At 28.5% G+C, this 19,239-nt stretch carries 21 protein-coding genes; 19 read left to right on the top strand and 2 right to left on the bottom strand.

The annotated features are described in order from the left end of the window. Positions 1 to 10 precede the first annotated feature (10 nt). From AJ882_RS06415 to AJ882_RS06370, 10 genes are all read left to right on the top strand, one after another. A complete protein-coding gene (locus AJ882_RS06415; RefSeq protein WP_002788333.1) occupies positions 11 to 391 on the top strand; it encodes a hypothetical protein in 381 nt (126 codons plus the stop codon). Further along, complete coding sequence (locus tag AJ882_RS06410; protein ID WP_052791614.1) at positions 391 to 777, top strand: terminase small subunit; 387 nt, start codon at positions 391 to 393, stop codon at positions 775 to 777. Before AJ882_RS06415 ends, AJ882_RS06410 begins: the two co-directional genes overlap by 1 nt. Then, a complete protein-coding gene (locus AJ882_RS06405) occupies positions 774 to 2,066 on the top strand; it encodes a terminase (protein WP_070279696.1) in 1,293 nt (430 codons plus the stop codon). Before AJ882_RS06410 ends, AJ882_RS06405 begins: the two co-directional genes overlap by 4 nt. After that, entirely contained in the window at positions 2,056 to 2,328 is a 273-nt protein-coding gene (locus AJ882_RS06400) for a hypothetical protein (RefSeq protein ID WP_002781524.1), read from the top strand. The genes AJ882_RS06405 and AJ882_RS06400 overlap by 11 nt, the downstream gene beginning before the upstream one ends. Beyond that, positions 2,309 to 3,847 carry a hypothetical protein gene (locus AJ882_RS06395; protein WP_032593207.1) on the top strand — a complete coding sequence of 513 codons (1,539 nt, stop codon included), beginning with the start codon at positions 2,309 to 2,311 and terminating at the stop codon, positions 3,845 to 3,847. The genes AJ882_RS06400 and AJ882_RS06395 overlap by 20 nt, the downstream gene beginning before the upstream one ends. Then, entirely contained in the window at positions 3,840 to 4,043 is a 204-nt protein-coding gene (locus AJ882_RS06390; protein WP_002875072.1) for a hypothetical protein, read from the top strand. The genes AJ882_RS06395 and AJ882_RS06390 overlap by 8 nt, the downstream gene beginning before the upstream one ends. Beyond that, entirely contained in the window at positions 4,033 to 4,680 is a 648-nt protein-coding gene (locus tag AJ882_RS06385) for a hypothetical protein (RefSeq protein ID WP_002791793.1), read from the top strand. Before AJ882_RS06390 ends, AJ882_RS06385 begins: the two co-directional genes overlap by 11 nt. 10 nt (positions 4,681 to 4,690) lie before the next feature. Continuing rightward, positions 4,691 to 5,071, top strand: coding sequence for a hypothetical protein (locus AJ882_RS06380; protein ID WP_044258278.1), 381 nt, complete (start codon positions 4,691 to 4,693; stop codon positions 5,069 to 5,071). A gap of 264 nt (positions 5,072 to 5,335) precedes the next feature. Then, complete coding sequence (locus AJ882_RS06375; RefSeq protein ID WP_002801306.1) at positions 5,336 to 6,547, top strand: hypothetical protein; 1,212 nt, start codon at positions 5,336 to 5,338, stop codon at positions 6,545 to 6,547. Beyond that, positions 6,547 to 10,248 carry a PBECR2 nuclease fold domain-containing protein gene (locus AJ882_RS06370; protein WP_044258275.1) on the top strand — a complete coding sequence of 1,234 codons (3,702 nt, stop codon included), beginning with the start codon at positions 6,547 to 6,549 and terminating at the stop codon, positions 10,246 to 10,248. The genes AJ882_RS06375 and AJ882_RS06370 overlap by 1 nt, the downstream gene beginning before the upstream one ends. 278 nt (positions 10,249 to 10,526) lie before the next feature. On the opposite strand, the gene AJ882_RS06365 is transcribed toward AJ882_RS06370, so the two are convergent. Beyond that, positions 10,527 to 11,222 carry a hypothetical protein gene (locus AJ882_RS06365; protein ID WP_172670321.1) on the bottom strand — a complete coding sequence of 232 codons (696 nt, stop codon included), beginning with the start codon at positions 11,220 to 11,222 and terminating at the stop codon, positions 10,527 to 10,529. A 150-nt stretch (positions 11,223 to 11,372) separates the two neighbouring features. After that, positions 11,373 to 11,579 (bottom strand): hypothetical protein, encoded by a 207-nt coding sequence (locus tag AJ882_RS06360; protein ID WP_002801300.1) that lies wholly within the window; start codon positions 11,577 to 11,579, stop codon positions 11,373 to 11,375. Positions 11,580 to 11,819: 240 nt separating this feature from the next. Here AJ882_RS06360 and AJ882_RS06355 point away from each other — a divergent pair, with 240 nt between their 5' ends. The 9 genes from AJ882_RS06355 to AJ882_RS06315 are packed head-to-tail and all read left to right on the top strand — an operon-like array spanning position 11,820 to position 19,201. Continuing rightward, on the top strand, positions 11,820 to 12,854 hold the full coding sequence (locus tag AJ882_RS06355) for a DUF5309 family protein (protein ID WP_070279694.1): 1,035 nt from the start codon (positions 11,820 to 11,822) through the stop codon (positions 12,852 to 12,854). Then, complete coding sequence (locus AJ882_RS06350) at positions 12,854 to 13,258, top strand: hypothetical protein (protein ID WP_002861675.1); 405 nt, start codon at positions 12,854 to 12,856, stop codon at positions 13,256 to 13,258. The genes AJ882_RS06355 and AJ882_RS06350 overlap by 1 nt, the downstream gene beginning before the upstream one ends. Beyond that, positions 13,239 to 13,433: a hypothetical protein gene (locus AJ882_RS06345; protein WP_002874379.1), complete on the top strand. Its 195-nt coding sequence runs from the start codon at positions 13,239 to 13,241 to the stop codon at positions 13,431 to 13,433. Before AJ882_RS06350 ends, AJ882_RS06345 begins: the two co-directional genes overlap by 20 nt. 2 nt (positions 13,434 to 13,435) lie before the next feature. After that, positions 13,436 to 16,078: a hypothetical protein gene (locus tag AJ882_RS09665; RefSeq protein WP_052791620.1), complete on the top strand. Its 2,643-nt coding sequence runs from the start codon at positions 13,436 to 13,438 to the stop codon at positions 16,076 to 16,078. A gap of 1 nt (position 16,079) precedes the next feature. Continuing rightward, positions 16,080 to 16,529 carry a hypothetical protein gene (locus AJ882_RS06335; protein WP_002875080.1) on the top strand — a complete coding sequence of 150 codons (450 nt, stop codon included), beginning with the start codon at positions 16,080 to 16,082 and terminating at the stop codon, positions 16,527 to 16,529. A 12-nt stretch (positions 16,530 to 16,541) separates the two neighbouring features. Beyond that, positions 16,542 to 17,177, top strand: a complete 636-nt coding sequence (locus AJ882_RS06330) for a DUF4376 domain-containing protein (protein ID WP_052784859.1) — start codon at positions 16,542 to 16,544, stop codon at positions 17,175 to 17,177. After that, positions 17,174 to 17,557 (top strand): hypothetical protein, encoded by a 384-nt coding sequence (locus AJ882_RS06325; protein WP_002874384.1) that lies wholly within the window; start codon positions 17,174 to 17,176, stop codon positions 17,555 to 17,557. The genes AJ882_RS06330 and AJ882_RS06325 overlap by 4 nt, the downstream gene beginning before the upstream one ends. Beyond that, positions 17,550 to 17,924 (top strand): DUF1353 domain-containing protein, encoded by a 375-nt coding sequence (locus AJ882_RS06320; protein WP_002874385.1) that lies wholly within the window; start codon positions 17,550 to 17,552, stop codon positions 17,922 to 17,924. The genes AJ882_RS06325 and AJ882_RS06320 overlap by 8 nt, the downstream gene beginning before the upstream one ends. Continuing rightward, positions 17,921 to 19,201 carry a hypothetical protein gene (locus AJ882_RS06315; RefSeq protein WP_011049724.1) on the top strand — a complete coding sequence of 427 codons (1,281 nt, stop codon included), beginning with the start codon at positions 17,921 to 17,923 and terminating at the stop codon, positions 19,199 to 19,201. Before AJ882_RS06320 ends, AJ882_RS06315 begins: the two co-directional genes overlap by 4 nt. The last annotated feature ends 38 nt before the right edge of the window (positions 19,202 to 19,239 follow it).

The following is a 19,239-nucleotide window of genomic DNA, read 5'->3' as shown; positions in this document are numbered from 1 at the left end:
AAAGTCTGAAATGGAAAAGTATATTTTAAAAATTGATTTAAAAAGCAACCCAGTTCCTTATAAAAGAACCACGCAAAGATCTAAATTTGCATGTAAAGATTATCTTAAATATTTAGATTTTAAAAAACTCTTGCAAATGGAGTTTAGAAGACAAAATAATATTAGCTGTTTTCAAGCCTTTGATAAGCAAAAGAAATATGAGTTTTCTTTAAAAATAGGATTTAACAGCAAAAGGCATGGCGATGGGGACAATATCGTAAAATGCGTGTTAGATGCGTTATTTGAAAACGATAAGAATGTTTTAAAAGGCGATTATGAGATTATTAGTTTTAAAAAATCTTTTTTAGACTTAGAAATCAAAGAATTTAATTTTAAAGAAGGGGTGGCTTGATGGCTAGAATGATGACAAATGGCAAAAGTATGACAAAAGAAGAGCTTGTTTCAAAAATAGAGAGTTATTTTAATGAAAGAGTTGTCTTAAAAGAAACTAAGGAGAGTATTATTTTTGCACCTAAAACAAAAGTGGGATTAGCTGTGTATTTAGGAATTACAATACAAACTTTAGGTGAGTGGGAGAAGGATAAGGATTTTGGAGAAATTGTATCTCAAGCTAAGCAAAAATGTGAAATGGATATTTTAAACCATTCCTTAATCGGCACTTATACTCCTAGCGTTAGTATGTTCTTGCTAAAAAATCAACATGGATATGTGGATAAACAAGAAGTTGTCAGCGATAACATTCAAAAAATTGAAATTATAAGAAGTGAAATCAAATGAAATTAAAAATCGATTTTTCTTACACTCCGGCACAACTTAAAGTTTTTGATGATAAAAATCCACGCTTTATAACTGTAGCAAAGGGCAGAAGACTTGGTTTTACAAGGGGAAGTGCTAAGTTTGTTATCGAAAACTTGCTTTTAGGACAAAATGTTTTATGGGTGGATACCATACAAGCAAATTTACAAAATTATTACGAGTTATATTTTACACCTGAGTTAAAAAACTTGCCAAAAGATTTTTACTCATGGAGTGTGCAAGATAAGAAACTAATTATTAATGGAGCAGTGCTTCATATGAGAAGTGCTGAAAGAAGTGAAAATATCGAAGGTTTTGGATATGACCTTGTTATTTTAAACGAAGCAGGAATTATTTTAAAAGGCAGCAAAGGAGAATATCTTTGGTATAACGCTATAAGACCTATGTTGCTTGATAACCCTAAATCAAGAGCGATTATCGGTGGAGTTCCTAAAGGAAAAAATCTATTTTATGAACTTTGCAAAAAAGAATTAAGTGATAAGAATTGGAAACATTTTCAATTCTCAAGTTATGATAATCCATTTTTAAAAGAAGAGCAAATTAAAGAATTAATTGAAGAAGTAGGCGGAGAAGGTAGTGAAGTTGTCAAGCAAGAAATTTATGGCGAGTTTATAGATAGCTCGAGTGCTGAATTATTTTCTCTAAGTGAAATTGAAAATGCGATGAGCAAGAACTCTTTTAGTATTGAAAAAATGCAAGGCGAGAATATTTGGGGGCTTGATGTAGCAAGATATGGAGATGATAAGAGTGTTCTTGCAAAAAGAAAAGGTTTTGTAATTTATGAGATTAAAAAATACTCACAACTTGGAACTATAGAATTAGCAAACAAAATACTAGCCGAATACAATCAAAGCGAAGATAAACCAAAAGGTATTTTTATAGATACTTGCGGTCTTGGAGTTGGCGTATACGATGTCTTGTTAAATTATGGTTTGCCTGTATTTGAGGCAAATTCTGCAAATTCTGCAACCAGTAATGAATACTTAAATAAAAGAGCGCAAATGTATTTTACATTTGCTAAAAACTTAAAATACATGGAGCTTGTTAAAGATGAAGAATTAAAAAAAGATATGAGAATGATTGAATATGAGTATAGCGACAAGGGGCTTTTAAAGATAGTTTCAAAAGAACAATTAAAAAAGAACTATGATAAAAGTCCTGATGTTAGCGATGCGGTGGCATTAACTTTTTTTGAAAAACTATACAGCAGAAACAATACTAATGAAGATTGGAGTTATGATGGCTGGTGAGTTTTTAATGATCTATGATGCAATTGATGTAAACAAAATAAAAAAGCTTTCAAATTTAAGCGATGAGGCTATAAAGTCAAGTCTTGCAAATGAATTTTTAGAGCTTGTATCAGGGTTTAATAATATTTCTAAAAAGAAATTTAAAAGAGAATTTGCGGAGTTTTTATTTGAAAAAGGAGTGAATGAAAAAGATATTTTAAAAATAACAAATTTAAGCAAAACAACAATATGGAGAATTATGAATGAAAACAAAAAGAACTAATGATGAGAGAGTGTCGTTTTTAACACAACTCATTAGCGAAAGTAAAAGTGGATATGAAAATTACAAACCACACTTTAAAGAGTTGCAAGATGCTTATTTACTTGAAAATAAGGTAATGCAAAAATTAAGAAAAAGAAATAAATCAAGTATTTACATACCAAAAATAAACGCTAAGGTAAAGTATTTAATCACTAGCTTAAATGATGTATATTTTAATAGTGAGAGAATGGCAGATATTGAAACTTACATTAATAGCGATGATACGATTATAGAGCTATGGCAGAATGCAATTGATTTTTACAGCGGTAAAATAAATATGTTTAAGATTTTTCAACCGCTTTTCTTAGATGTTTTACTTGTGGGAACGAGTATCGCTAAGGTTACTTGGCATAAAGGAATGCCACGAATTGAAAGAGTGGATATTGATAGTATTTATTTTGATCCAAATGCGTTAAATAGCGAGGATGTAGGATATATAGTCAATGAAATTTACTTAACATATAATCAAATCCTTGAAAGACAAAAGCTAGGTTTTTATAAAAAAATTGAAATTGAAAAGCTTTTTGATGAAGATGATGAGTATAAAAAAGTAAAGCTTTATGATATTTACGAAAGAAGAAACGATGATGAGTGGGTGGTTTCTACTTTATTTGAAAATAATTTACTTAGAAATGAAGTTGCTTTACAAGATGGTCAACCTTTTGTCTGGGGTTCAATGTTACCACAACTTAAAAAGATAGATAACGAAGACTATATAAGTGCTTATGGAGAGCCTATAATGTCTTCTGCTATGCCTTTGCAAGATGAAATTAATATAACTAGAAATCTTTTAATAGATGCGGTTAGATCTCACATTATGCCTAAAATAATCGTACCCAAATCAATGGGGATAAGTAGAGAAGATATAGAAACTTTGGGAAAGCCAATTAGTGCAGATGATCCAAAAGGAGTGCAGATATTACCACCGCCAAATGTAAATAGTGCAGGAATGAATTTGCAACTTCTAGAAAGCGAACTTACAGAAGTTACAGGGATTAGTCCTCAAAACAATGGGGCTCAAACAGCAAATAATGAAACCGCAACAGAAATAAGTATCAAAGCACAAGAAGGCGGAAGAAGAAGTGCTGATTATATAAGACAGTATAATGAAACCTTTATAGAGCCTTTATTTGATAGATTTGCAATGCTTGTTTTTAAGTATGGCGAAGATAGTTTTTTCAATGGTTATCAAAGAGAAGATATCCCTAGTTTTAGATTTAAAATCCAAACTGGCACAGGTGCCATGAATAAAGAAGTTAGAAGAGCAGGAATTCAAGCTAGTATGCAAGTGTTTTCACAATTATATCAAATGTATATGAGTATAGGTGATGCAAATTCTGCTTATGGGATTGTAAATGCTAGTAAAGAACTTACTAAAGAGTTATTACCAATTTTAGGAGTAAAGAATGTAAATAGCTTGTTTGGTTTTGAAAATAATGAAGATATTAATCCACAAATGCAAGGAGAAACTAATGCTTAATATTGAAATTAAAAGCGATATATCTAAAACTAAAGGAGGAAAGAAATTAATAGATTTTATCAAAGCAAAATATAGCGAATGCTTTTATATAGCAAAAAATAACGATGAGAAAGAGTTAAGGTTAAAAGCTTTAGATACTATGGCTTTTTTGGACATATTAATCAATAAAATAAAGGATGAAGAAGATGGAAAATGATGCTTTAAAAGATTTAATAAATGTCATAACAGATGATGATAAAGGACAAGTTGCTAATAATGGCGATGAACCTACGCAAGTAGAAGATAATGAACCTATGCAGGTTGCTAATGAGAACGAGCCTGATTATAAGGCGATGTTTGAAGCTTATAAAAGTGAAAATGACAACAAATTAAATGCTTTAATGAGTGAGCTTGAAGCTTTAAAAAATCCAAAAAAAGAGCCAAGCGAACAAGAATTACAAAGAGAGCAGTATTTAAAAGAATTAGGACTTGATGGACTTGATGAGAAATTAAAAAGGCTTGAAGAGCTTGATAAAAAGCAAAAAGACAAAGAAGAGCAAGATGCACTAATCGCTAAATACGCACAAGTAGAAAGCGAGTTAAGAAAAGCCTATCCTGATGCGGATTTAAAGGCTATGGCAGAACTTGCAACAAAATTAAATGGTTTAGGCGAAGGTAATATTGACAGCTGGAAAACCTTGCTTAATTTGGTCGGAAAATCAAATAATGCCAAAAAAGCTGAAGATTTATCAAGTGCAAATAATAATGTAAGAACTAGTGATTTTAACGATAAGTTAAAAAAAGGCGAAGTTAGCGAGATAGATCTAGGCAAAGAATTATTAAGTTTAGTATAAAGGAGAAATTATGGATTTTATAACAGCTTTAAAAGGTGGTACAGGACTAGACTCTAGCTTTGCAGATACTTTGATGAAAACAAGCAATTTTACTCCAAATTTAGCAAGTAGCAGTGGTGGTTTTTTAAATGGATTAAAAAATTCTTTTAGTAATTTTGGAGATTGGTTATTTAAAAGTTCTGATGCAAATAAAGTAACTAATTTTGATAGATTAGGAAATGTTTTAGGCGGTGCTGGTGCTTTATATGGTGCTTATAATCAGCAAAAGATGGCGCAAAAGAATTATGAGCTACAAAAAGATGCTTATAACTTCAATAAGTATCTAGCTAATGAAGAATTAAATAGAAGAAAGAATATGGAAAATAAACTTCAAAATGTTTGGAGTAATTAAATAAATTTGGATTTAAGGAGTTTGTTTTAAAGGGTAAATCTTAACCCCTTGTATAAGGGGCTTTGTTTATTGATTGTTAATTTGCATTGACAACAATAATACAAAGTAGTATAATAACTATTAAGATTTGTAGCATCTTATTTCACCGCCTTTCTAGGTGGTAATTTAGTGCTAAGGGTGGCGACCCTTGGCACCACACCTTTTAAAATTATACACAAACTTCCTTAAATCCTTTATTTTAAAAGAAAGAATAAAGGAAACAAAATGGCATTTTATAACCCACAAAGAGTAGTATTTAATCCTGATACAGGCGTTATACAAAACGCAGGAAAAGTCGGTGGTGTCTTATATGACATCATGAGCAAAAGTTTTGATGATAAAGTTAAAGCTAATGAGTTTCAGCAAGAGCAAGATTTAAGAAAGCAACAAATGGAATTTAATCAGGCTATGCAAAATAATCAGCTTTTGCAAAATGAGAGAAACTTTGATTATCAAAAAGAAAGAGCAAATATAGCAGATCAGCAATGGCAAATGAATTATAATCAAAGAGCTAGACAATATGCCATGCAAAATGCTTTAAGACAGCAAGCAATAAATGCTAATAAGGCTTACAAGGATTTAAATTATCAAAAAGGATTATTAGAACTACAAAAATTGCAAAATGAGATAAATGCAAAACAAAAAGAGCAAGATTTATTAAATGGAGTTCTTAGTAATAGTCAAGGTTTAGATAGTCAAAACAATGCAAATTTACAAAACAATACAAGATATAAAGCAGACGCTCAGTTTTTAGATTTAGCAAGTAAACAAGGTAAAACATATGATACAACCCATGGTTTTTGGAATGGAGCTATAGAGCGTGGTTTTGGTGGATGGGGAAGTCAAAGCACAGATTTAAATGATGCAAGTGATTTATTCTTAAAAAGAATGCAAAGTGATTTATTAAGAGGTGGTAAAAATGCTAAATGGAATTTAGAGAATATACAAGCCAATTTCCCTATTAATGGTTATACTATGGAAGCAAATAATCAAAGGGTAGCTCAAGCATTAGCAGGAGAATGGTTAGCAGAAGCTCCAAACTCTTTTAAAATAGAATTAGCAGAAAGACTAGGAAACGCAAAAACAAATATTGAGAAACAAAGTGCTATAGAAGATTATAAAAATAATATGGATTTTTATAACAATTATGCTCCAAAGGTAAAAGCTTTTTATTGGGATGAAAAATACTCAAAACCTAGTAAAAATGCAGTAATTATAGGTAATTCAACAACTAATCAAAATATACAAAATGATTTAGCCAAAAATACATTAGAAGTGCAAAATCAAAATACACCAAAATTACATAGCGTTAGTTTTAATGGAATTAATGCTCAAATATCAGAGCCTGATGCTAATGGTAATGTAATATTAGTTAATCAAGCAGGTAGAAAAATGCAAGTTAGCGTAGAAGAATTAAAAAAACAAGGATTAATATAATGAATATAAGAGAATTTTTATTAGAAAAACCACAAGAAAATAACATTATTTCATTTTTGCAAGATGGAGCAAGTCAAAGTGAAAATCAAAATACAAGTGAATATTTATCAAATTTAAAAAATGAAGCAATCAATGATTTTTATAAGAATAAAGACAAATATGCTAAAGAATATGAAAAATATAATATCAAAGACCAAAATTTAACAAATCCACTAGGATATATTGGCGAATACAAAAGAGATTTGTATGATTATAATAAAAATCCTTCTATGAATGCTGATGATTTAAGTAATTATATTTTAGATAAGCAATCTAAATTTAATGCCTCTAAACCTATTTTTGCTGATGATAATGAAGTAGTAAGAAAAAGTAATCAGTTTATGAGAGATTTAGGCGATGAGTTGCAAAAATCAGGGCGTGGAAGATTATTGCAAGATGATGATGGATCTTATTGGGTGCAAGATAATAACGGAAATTATTCTAAAGTGCAAGGTAGCACAATGGGTGATTTATATCGTGGATTAAGAGATAATGGTGCTAGTATGGCTTTAGGAACAGCAGGTGCCATTGGCGGTACAATGCTAGGTGGCGGAGTTGGTATGGTTGCAGGTGGTGCATTAGGTGCATCTTTAGGGGCAGGATATGATTACTACGGAAATACAAAAGATACAAATCAAGATATGAATTTAAAAGAAGCTCTTATGCTTATGGGCGAAAATGCAGGACTTTCTTTAATAGGAGATGCAGCTTTTGCAGGAGTTGCCAAAGGAGCAAGAGTTTTAAAAAATACCTATAACATGACTAAATCAGGAGCGCAAGCTGGTAAAGATATGATAGATGGCATGGCAGTAAAAGGTGGTAATTTAAAAGAAAATATAGGGGATAAGCTTAGAAAAATAAGCCCTAGTATTTTAAATGATTTAGCTTCACAAGGTAGCGAAACTTCAAAAGCTTATGCAAGAGAGCTAATAGAAAGCGGAAATAGAAATTATGATGATATATTGCAAAAATCAAGAGCTATGCCTTTAGAAGTTAATCAAGGAAATGCATTAGTTGATGGAGTGGCAAGCAAAATAAAAGATTTCTCAAATACTGCAAAAAATGGTTTTGTAAAAAATACAGCAGACAACGTAACTAATTCACTAAATAATATTAGTAAAAATATAGGTTCAAAAGAAGCAGCACTGAATCAACAAGATCTTATTAATCTTTCTTTTATGAATGATGATTTAGCTAATATGGCAAGAAGTGTTTTAGCAAATGACCCTAAAATGGCAAATAAGGTTGCAAACTCTTTACACTTACAAGATGAGGCTATATTAAAAGAGTTAAATTTAAATAATGCTTCTAAGGCTGATGAGCTTTATGCTTTAAGAGATGCTAGAGCAAAAAGAGCTTATGATGAATTTGGAAAAGGACTTGATAAACTAGATGAACTTAATCCAAATGGTGTAAAAGTAGATAAGCAAACCATAGATGATATAGTTTTAAACTCAAGTGTTTATAGTGAAAGCACACCAGCTATGATAAAAAATTTTATTCATGAAGCAAAAAGCGGTGCATTAGATGGTAAAAGCGTTAAAGAGATTTACGATAGAATTGATGCTATAGGCAATAAAATAAAAGAAAGCTCAAGTTACAACTATAAAGATTTTTTAAATAGCTTAAAAGACGCATTTTTAGAAAATATAGTAAAAAGTGCTGATAATCCCCAAGAAGCAAAAGAGATTTTAACCAAGATTAGAAAAGATTATGCAGATTTTAAAGTATATGATAAAAGTAAATTAGGAAAAAAACTAGAAGGAAGTGAAAAAGAGATATCAAAAGATATAGATAAAATACTTAATGAAACTAATCCAAAAAAGAATTATGAAGCTATAACAAAAGGACTTAATGATGATGAGATTAAAGTTTTAGATAATCAAATAATAACTAGAGCTTTAGAAAAAAATAAAGTAAATATAGGAGATGCCAATAATCCCAAATTTGCAGTAAATTATAAAGCGGTCATGGATAATTTTGAAAACTTTAAACCAAAAAGCAAATCAGGACAAGAGAAGATTGAAGTTTTAAAAACAATAGGTGATTTACGTACTAACTTTGAAACTGTAATAGATGGTATTTTAAATTCAAAAGCAAAAGAACTAGGACATGGAATAAGTACAAATTTCATAGAAAGAGCTAAAACAATGCTTGTTAATAATTTCACTGATTATATAGCTTTTTATTTTATGAGATTATGGGAAGTTGGCAAAAGAGCTGGAACAAGAATACAAATGCGAAGGGGGTTTAGCAATATAAATAATTTAAAAGATTTTGATAGATCGGCTAAAGAATTTATAGAAAGTATTAAAGATAAAACACTCAAAGAAGAAGCACAAGAGGCTAGAAAAGAATTTAATTCAAAAGTTAAAGATTTAATCAAAGGCGACAACTTCTTCATGGATAAAGCTGATCCTAAAGACAATTCTTTAAGATTTATAGGCAAAAATGGCAAAGAGTATACTATAAATAAAGATGTTAGAAATGAATGGATGAAAACTTTCAATCTTAAAAATATCGATGATGAATATATCCCTAATATACCAAAAGAAGCAAAGATAGCTTTAAAAGATAGAGAAATAAAACTTACAAAAGGAAGTTTACTAAAGCTGATTGAAAAAGATAGAATTAAATACATACCACATATCAAAGAAACTTTAGAAAGCCCACAGGCAATCTTAAAAGATAAAGATGATTTTATTTTTATTAAAAATATAGATAATCAGACTTATTTTACAAGTATAGGCAAAGACTATGAAACGCATTTGACTATAATTAGCAATTCGCCAAAGAAACAAAATAATATAAAAAATAAAATGAAAAATGCTGAAGTAGTGTATTATAATAATGCGAGAGCCTTACCGACATCTAGGGCATCTTCAGAGACAAAGCAAGTGTCGTTCTCTAACGAAAATTCTACCCAAGCTAAGCCTAAAAAAAACTTAATGGATGATATAAAAGAGAACATTAAGAATAAAGAAGTAAAGAAAAAGAATAAAAAAAGCGTAAAACAAAGGCTTGATGAAAAAATACAAAATGATAAAAAAGCTAGTGAAGATATTTTAAAAAGATATGATAATTTTCTAAAAGAGAATAAAGATTATAATCTTGATTTTTTAGATAATATGAATTTAAATACTGTTGAATACAACTTAACTAGACAGATGATAATCAATGCCAAAGAAAGCACAAATAAAGGTGTAAAAAAAGATATTCCAAGTGCTTTAAGGGGTAAAATCGAACAAGAATTAAATATACAACCTTTAAAAGAATTTGGCGAAAATTATGCAGAATATTATCACGATGGAAAAGGTGCTTTACAAAAACTACTCATTGAAAAACAAGGACAGGTAGCAGGTGCTTTTCATAGAAAAGATTTAGGTGATATTGATTTGGTTTGGGGAGATGGAAACTTTGGATTAAGTCATATTGTCAATCGAAGAGAAGAAGATTTCATTAAACAAGGGTTAAATAAAATAGAAGCAAAAAATAAAGCTTTAAATTTTATAAAAGAAATAGAAAATATTATAAATAATGGAAATGTAAAAAAAGGTAATAATAGAGCTTTTATTGAAGTTAAGAATAGTAGAGTTATGGTAGCACTTGATTATAAAGGTAAAGATAAAAAGTGGATTATAACTGCATATAATTTTTATTAATATTATCGCCCCTAGCTTAGCCGATACGCACTAAAGCTAGGCTTAATACTGACACTTTAAGCGTGAGTAGTGTCAATGGCGATTATTAATTATAGCATAAATTCATGTAATTATTTTTTAAAATATAAAAGATAATTGAAAAGGAGATAAGACAAATACATGGATAGTTGCAAACTATGAATTACAATAAGAGAAGTGAAAGTTTATATACATCTTTCGCAATTGTAAAGGGCGAGATTCTGCCCTTAAGCTCTTAATTAAAATTATAACAAATAAAATTAGGAGTTTAAATACGGCGTTTTCATAATTTCTTGAACTATTTTTTTAAATTGCTCTAAAATATTGATACTATTGTTTCCTAAATTTTTATATTCATTAATTCTTAAGTTGAACAATTGATTTTTAAGACCTATAGGTAAAGTTGAATTTTCAAGTATAAAATAATCTTTAATTATAATTTTATAACAATCGAGCGTTCCTCGTTTAATATGGTTTATTGCTCGTTCAATATTTTTTAAAAAAATATCAGTGTTTTCATCTTTATCGGATAAAGAGTAGGCGGTGCAAACATGAGACATAAAATTATTAAATTCTATTAATGCCTGTTTTGGAATATTCCCAATATGGTTAAAATCAATATTATCAATTATCTTATCCATAACATCTTTCTCTTTAAAATCAAAATAGTAAAACATTCTTCTAGATATATTTTCTTTAGCAATAATTTTACGCCCATCTTTTTGTATTTTTTGTCTAAATTGTAAAAAAAACTGTATTGATTTTAAAAATTCGTCCAAATAAGCTTCATTATTGTTTTGCAAAACATTATTTAATTTTTTATTAAAAGCTATTGTAGAGCTATGTTGACGGGATATATTATGTTTTTTAGAATTTTCCAAAATAAATTTAACTATTTTATATCTAAGTTCGACATATTTTTTTTCTTTATCAGTTTCGTCAATATAATCATTCATAAGAACAGTTACATAAAATAAAAACATTTCTTTATAATGAGAATACTGCCTTCCATAAACTAACGACATTTTCAAATCAAGCTGAATAAAACAATCGTACAGAGTAAAAAATTTATTAATTATTGATACAAAATTTGTCATGATTAATAATTATAAGTTATTTTCTTTAATGAATTTTTCTATTTCCTCATCACTAACTTTTATTTCATCTGAAGATTTTAAATTTGGATTACAAATATCACCTTTTCCATAAATGTCACTAGTATTTGAAAAACAAGCTTCATTATTTTTCAAATTTTCAAAAAAATCTAATAATTCTTTATCCTTAATTTTAGGAAACAAAAAGAAATCTGCCATTTTTTAGTCCTTTGGTTTATTTAGATAACAAAACGCGCTAAAATTATACCTTTTTTATAGTTAATTTATACTTATTTTATATGTTTTATATACTTATTTTATATGTTTTATATACTTAACTTATAGGTTTTTTATAGTCTTGCTTTTTTTGAAAATATATATTTTTATTTCAAAACACACTATTTTTGAAATAGCTATTTTTGGAAAAATCCTTAAAACTAAACTAAGGAGAATTCAAAAATGGCTTTACCTTCAATGGGACATACCTCACCCGCAACAGAAAATGTTAAGTTAAAACAATCAATATATGAAACGATTATTAAAATTGGAGCTACTGAAACACCAATTCTAAATAACATAGGCACTTCAAAGGTTACAAATCCTTTAACTCATAGTTGGATTACTGATACTTTTGAAGAACCAAAAAAGAATGCAAATTTAGAGTTAAGTAAATTTGTAGGTGAAACAAAAAACACAGCTCAAAAAACTACAAATGCTACTCAAATATTCATTACCGAAGCCATGGTATCAAAAGCTTTATTAAAAGCAAATCAATATGGTGGCAATGAAATGGAGTATCAAATAGGCAAAAAAACCAAAGAACATAAAATGGATATGGAATATGCTTTATTTGGTCTAGGCAGAGATAGTGATGTAAAAAGATCAGTTTTCAAAGATTATATTCAAGCACAAGAAGCAACAAGTGGAGAAATGGCTGGACTTTTTCATTATATCGCTAAAGGAAAAGATAGCTTTGCTGATGGAAAGCGTGGAAATGTATTAGCTTTTGATGAAACAGGAGATTGGAGCGGAACTGCAACAGAACTAACAGAAGATAAACTTAATCAAATCTTACAAACCATTTGGAATAGCGGAGTTACACCTAAAGATGTCTTTTTAGGAGCTGACTTAAAAGGAGCTATCAATAAATTTGCTACAAGAATTTTAGGTAATGAAACAAAACTAGTAGGACAAGTAGTGAGCCTTGAAACAGATTTTGGAACGGTAAATTTCCATATGCATAGATTATTAAGCCCTAAATATGGTTTGGGTGATGTTTTAATTGCTGGGGATTTTCAATATATGAAACATGGGCTTTATATTCCTACTATGATTGAAGATGTTCCAACTGATATTACTGCAAAAGCAAAAAGATTTTATACGCAAAGCACTTTAGAAGTAAGAAATGCTGATGCTTTTGCTATAGGAGTGGGATTAACTAGCGGAAATAATGCAAAGGCTAAAGCGGTTTTAAAAGCAGCAAAAGGTGCATAATGCTTTGTGCTACGGCTAAAAAACTCATTATCGCTAAAGTTAAAAATTCTTACAAAATGATAGAAGATGATGAAGTTTTGAAAGCCTATTTTATGGAAGCATTTTATTATATTTTATCAAAATGTGTTCCTAGCGTTCTTTTAAAAAATGTAGAGCAAGGCGAAAAAGTTTTTAGGCAAGTTAGAAATAATCATTTTTTGATTATTCCTGATGAGCCTGATTTTGACAATGAAAAAGAACATTTAATGATAGATGAAACACTTAGTTTTGCTGTGATTAATTATGTTTGTTATTTGATTACAAGATGCGAAGAAAAAGACTTTCTGGCATTATGTGACAAGATAATTTATGAGTATATAGCTAATGATGGCAAGGAGCTTGATGATGAAAGAACATGGTTGTAATTGTAATTTCACAAAAAAAATTAATAGAGCTTTGAGTTATAAAGACTATGTGCAAAGTATAAATAGTGCTGATTTTATAGCTTATTTAGATGATAAAAAATGGCTTTTAGCCATGGATGATCTGCTTTTCTTTTGTGAAAAGAGAATTAAAGATAGTGATTATTATGAAGGTTAAAAATGGGAACAAGCTTAAATGAATTAAAAACAGGTAGAGAAAAACTTGAAATCATAAATCAAGTTTTAGCTAGAATAAACAGCATTTCAGAAGCAATAGACAATACAAGACTTGATGAAGTTGTAGGCTTAAAACAAGCTTGCGAATCTTTAAAAAATGAATGTTTAAAATTTAAAAATGATATTGTAGATAAAAATGATGATATTTTAAGCAAATATGATGATATTAATAAAAAATATTCAAATATAAGTGAAAAATACAACAATGTAAATGCAAAATTTGATTATATTAAAGAAGCGTATGAAGATTTTTCTTTAAATAAACAAGAAATACAAAACATTAAAGATTTTTTAGAAAATAATACAGAAGAATTTGAGAATTTAAAAAAAGATATACAGAAATATGAAGAAATAAAATTTAATTTAGATACTTATATTAATGAAATTAAACAAAATAAAGATTTTGTAAAAGAATATTTTGATTTGAGCACAAAAATTAAAGATGAAATTTTAAGTGAACTTAATCATGCTTTAGAAATTGTAGATAGCTTACATTTAAATGTTGATGAATTAAAAGAAATAAAACCTGAATTAATAAGTATTAAAAAAGAAGTAAAAGATTTAGCAAATGAAGCAAAATTAGTAGTAAGTGAAGCAAGCGAAATTATAAAAAATAAAATTAACACTATATTCTTTGAAAACCAAAGATTAAATCAAGAAATGATAGATAGTGTTAAAAAGCTAGAAGAAATTAAATTTGATATTGGAGTTAAATATAAAGAAATAGCTAGTGCATATGAACTACTTTTAGAAAGCAAGCAAAATATAGAAGATTTAAGAGAAGTTATAGCTTTATATAAAGAATTTGAAAATGATATAACATCTTATTCCCAAATTATAAAAGATTTTAAAAGTAAAATAGAAAATTTAGAACGAGATTTAAAATCACAGTCTGAAAGTATCTACTCTTCTTTAAATGATAAACAAAATGAAATATTAAAAAATTTAAATGAAGTAAAAAATGAAGCTTTAGTTAAATTTGATGAACTTACAGCAAAATGTGAAGGGTATAAAATACATTTTGAGCAAAGTTATGATAGGTTTAATCAAAGAGCTTTGATAGCTAATGAAGATTTAGGTAGGTTAGCTGAAGTTGCTAAAAAAGAACTAGGTAATGATAAGTTAATTTATGAAACAGAATTAAAAGTTTTAGCTGAAGAAACAATAAAACAAATGGAAGAAATGCTCAAAGGTTTAAGTGATGAAAGAAATGAAGTCACAGAGGTTTTTGAAACTCAAAAGAAAGAATTTACTACTCTTGTAGATACTTCTAAAGTTATGATTGACAACTTAAATCATATTTTTAATGCGAATTATCAAGCAAAGAAAAATGAGTTTAGTATTATTTTTAATGAAAAATTACATAGTTTAAACGAGAATAAGCAAGATTTTTTAAATGAGCTTGTGAGCGCAAAAGAAAACGGACTCAATAAAATAAATGAAACAAAAGAGCAAAGCCTTAATGAAATAATCCAAACAAAAGAACAAGGACTTAATGAGCTTGAAACTAAAAAAGGTGAGTGCATAGATGAGATTGACAATCAAGCAAGAATCTATGATATAAGTGGTGTTAAGGCTAATGTTGAATATCTTCTTTCTTTGCTTAATGAGAAAGATGATGGTAAAGATGATGGAATTAAAGATGAAATTGCAAATATAGAGCAAGGTATAAAAGATAAAGAACAAGAGCTTGAAGAGATAAAAAAGCAAATTGAAGAAGCTTTAAACAATAATGATGAATTAAAGCAAAAAAATGAGGAATTAAAGGAAATTAAAAATCAAATCGATGAGGCTTTAAGTCAAGAACCACCTGCTGATACAAGCGAACTTGAAGAGAGAAAAGAAGAACTTGAAAATCAAATTGCTGAGCTTGAAAAAGAGATTGCTGGTGAATTAATTAACAAAAAAGAGGAAATTGAAAAAGAACTTGAAGAAGCTAATCAAAACTTAGAGGACAAAAACAATGAGTTAGAGCAAAATGAAAAAGATAAAAAGCTAATTACACAAAAAGTATTAGATATAACTATTAAAACTTTAGAAGCACTTATAGATACAAAAGTAAGTTTAAATGGCGATGAAGAGATAAATGGAAATAAAACTTTTGCTAATCCTATTTTAGTAAAAGTAGATCCAACTAATGATAACCATTTAACAAATAAAATCTATGTAGATACCGCTTTAAATACAAAAGCAAATTTAAATGGAGATAATATATTTAATGGCACAAATACTTTTAATCAGGCATTAACTTCTCCAACCAATCCAACAAATGATAATCACTTAACTAGAAAATGGTATGTAGATTATGGTGGTGGAATTAAAAATCTTGGCACAACTGGCAGTATAAATCTAGATTTAAGACAAGCTCAACATTTTATTTTAACAGCAAATGCAGGAACAAGCATAGGAATAGCTAATTTTGGAGGAGTAGGAAAAAGCGGAACAATAACTATAAATAATTGTCAAAATGTAGTAGCTTTTAATGCCCCTTTTAAATTTAGAATAGCTCAAAGTGGATTTAGTGGCACTGAAACTTTTGCTTATTTTTGCATAGCTTCGAATAATGTAAGATTAGTAAGGACTTAAAATGAACTGCCTCCTTCTTTCTAATAATGGCATAGCACTAAATTTACCTCCATCTTTAGGAGGCTCGGTTGCAAATTATAATTATATGTTAAAGCTAGACATGATTTATAAACAAGCAGTGGTATTGCCATCAAATATTAATAATAAAGAAGTGGTTATGTTAGGCGAAGTTTGGACGACTGGAAATATGTCTAATAAAACTTCTGCAAATACTTTGCATATCACATGGAACAATTTTAACTCTAGTGTAGAATTGCATGCTTTAAGTAAATATTACACTGCTAATGCAAAAATCAAAGTAGAGAAAAAATTCAATTTTGGAAATATAAATAACTTACAAATAATGCTAAGTTCTTATCAAAGTGGTAGTGCAAATGCAAGTGCTGGTTGGAACTTAAATGATGGGAATAGATTAAACCCAAGAGCAAATTTAACATTATACTGGAATTAAGAAAGGATAAATATGTTTTATGATTTAAAAAATAAAAGTTTAAAATATGATGATATTTTTTTAAAAGATGTAAAAATACAAAATGAAGAAGGTGAGATTGATGCACAAGATACTTATTTTTTAAGTGCTTGTGATGATAAGCTTTTAAAAGAGCTTGGTTTTGCTAAAGTTAAAGAAGAAGAAATCCCAAGTTTTAATGAAAAAATTGAAGAACTTCACCAAATTCAAACTTATGATGAAGAAAATAATCTTTATATTATTTCTTATGAGATTAAAGAAAAAGCATTAGAAGAGTTAAAAGAATTAAAATTAGAAGAACTAAAAGCTATAAAAGAAGAAAAGCTTTTGTTTATGCCTTTTAAAAATACTATATTTCAAATTGACACGGAAGCAAAAATTAATATTAGCGGAAAAGTTAGCGAGATAATGTTAGCAAATCTCAATAATACTCCTTTGGAAAATATTGCTTGGATTGATAAAGATAATAAAATCATTACATTTAACAAAGAAGAATTTTTAGAATTTGGGGTTGGTATCGCTAAATATACTGAAAGTATTATTTTTAAAAATGATGAACTAAGAAATAAAGTGAAAAATGCTACATCTTTAGAAGAATTAAATTTAATTGCATGGGAGAGTGAAAAATGAGTACTGAAAATATAATAAAAGAAGGTGCTATACTCGGTTCTTTAAGTGGATCTGCATTATTAGGATTGATGGTTTTTGTCTTAGCTGGGATTGCATGGCATTTATATAAAACTTTACATAAAGAAGCTGGGGAAAGAACAAAAGAACTTATAAGTGAAACCAAAAATACTAATGTTCTTATTAGAGAACAAATTGCAGTATCCAGAGTAAGTAGCGATAGTTTGGTTAAATTTATAGAAACACATTGCTCAAAAACCAATGACAAGCTAGAAGCTATAGAAACAGATCTTATGAGAATGGATGAAAGGCTTGTTAAGCTTACTCAAATAAGAAATGATGAATTAAGAAGTATTTTTAAAAAAAAGGAAAACAATGACTAAAACAGAATTAAAAAGGGTTTGTGTAAAGCCATACGATAAGGACAGGTTTGAAGTGATACAAGATTATGAGTTTATTTTGCCAAATTACAAAGGCATTGTACCACAAGGTTTTAAAACTGATGGAGCGAGTATTCCACGCCTTTTTTGGTCTTTGTTTCCACCTTTTAAAAGTGAGTATTTTAGCGCTTGTGTTGTCCATGACTATTTGTGTATAAATGCAAAATCAAGAGATGATTATAGGCTAGCTGATCTTGTTTTAAAAGAAGCAATGCAAGCTTTAGAAATAAATAAATTTAAGATTTTTGTTTTTTATTACTCTTGTAATTTATTTCATCAGATCAAATGTTTAATAAAGGGGATAAGATGAGTTTAGAACAGGTTATAAATACTCAAAATGAAAGTTTAAATCAAATTATAAGTAGTTTACAAGAATTAGTTTTAAGTTATAAAAATGGTAATTTGAGTTTAGAAGATGTTAAAAAATTAATTAACGAAACTATTGAAAATATATCAAATGATTATATAAAAGAAAGCGAGCTAAAAGAAAAACTAGAAGCCTTGCTAGAAGAGCTTGGCATCAATGCAAATATCAATAAAGAGAGTTTAAAAGAAGTTGTATTAAAAGTTGTTTTAGAAAATCAAGCTAGCTTAAAAGGCGAAAAAGGCGATGCATTTACTTATGAAGATTTTACAGAAGAACAGCTTGAAAATTTAAAAGGGCAAGATGGAGCCAAAGGAGATGATGGTAAAAGTGCTTATGAACTTTGGCTTGAAAATGAAGAAAACACTGGAAAAAGTCAAGATGAATTTTTAGAAAGTTTAAAGGCTCAAACACCAACAAAAGAAGAAATTAAACCTATTATAGAAGAGACGCTCGAAGATATGAAATTAAATTTAGGCATTAATGGAATAAAAGTATCTAATTCTATTCCCACTCCAAAAACAAAAGCTAATGTTAATGATTTAATTATAACTTATAATGAAAATGTAAAACAACTTTGGCTTTGTGTGGCAAGTGATGATAAATACACAAGTTGGATTAATTTGCTTGGAAATGAAAATATTACAGCACAAGAGTTGATTATTATTAGTTTTGATACAAATTTAAATAGTGGTCAATATGGCGGATGTTTAAGTGATTTGCGTTTTGGTTTTGAAAATTCTTTAGCAAGCACTACGCAAATTATAAAAGGACTTAATGAAGGCAGTTTTTTAATCACTAAAGATGGAATGGGTTTAAAATCTAAAAATTATACTGAAGTTAGCGTTCTTTCAAAACCAAGTAAAAATCAAATAGAAGGAAATATTAAAACGAGCGGAATTTATAATGATCCTGCTTGGCATAATATTACCAATGCTTTAAAAAAATATGATGGCAATGCAAATGAATGCTGTCTTTGGGCTTCTAATATAAAAAATAGTGTAAGTATAGAGCTTTTTACAAATGAAATTCCTATGAGTCTTTTTTATAGGCAAGCTGGATATTATGGAAATGTCAATCTTTCAAATATAAAAATGCAAAAAGCCCTTAGAGTTCAAAATGAAATTATAGTCGAGAGAAGCTTTATAGGAATAAAAAAAGAAATTGATAAAACTACCTATGGTGATAATGCTTTTTTATTTGAATTTGAAGAAGAAAAATGAGTTTAAATCTAAAAATAAAATACAAAAAATAAAAAGAA

The organism is Campylobacter sp. BCW_6461 (genome assembly GCF_001762735.1).
GTDB lineage: Bacteria > Campylobacterota > Campylobacteria > Campylobacterales > Campylobacteraceae > Campylobacter_D > Campylobacter_D jejuni.
This window is presented reverse-complemented; position numbering and strand designations above follow the sequence as displayed.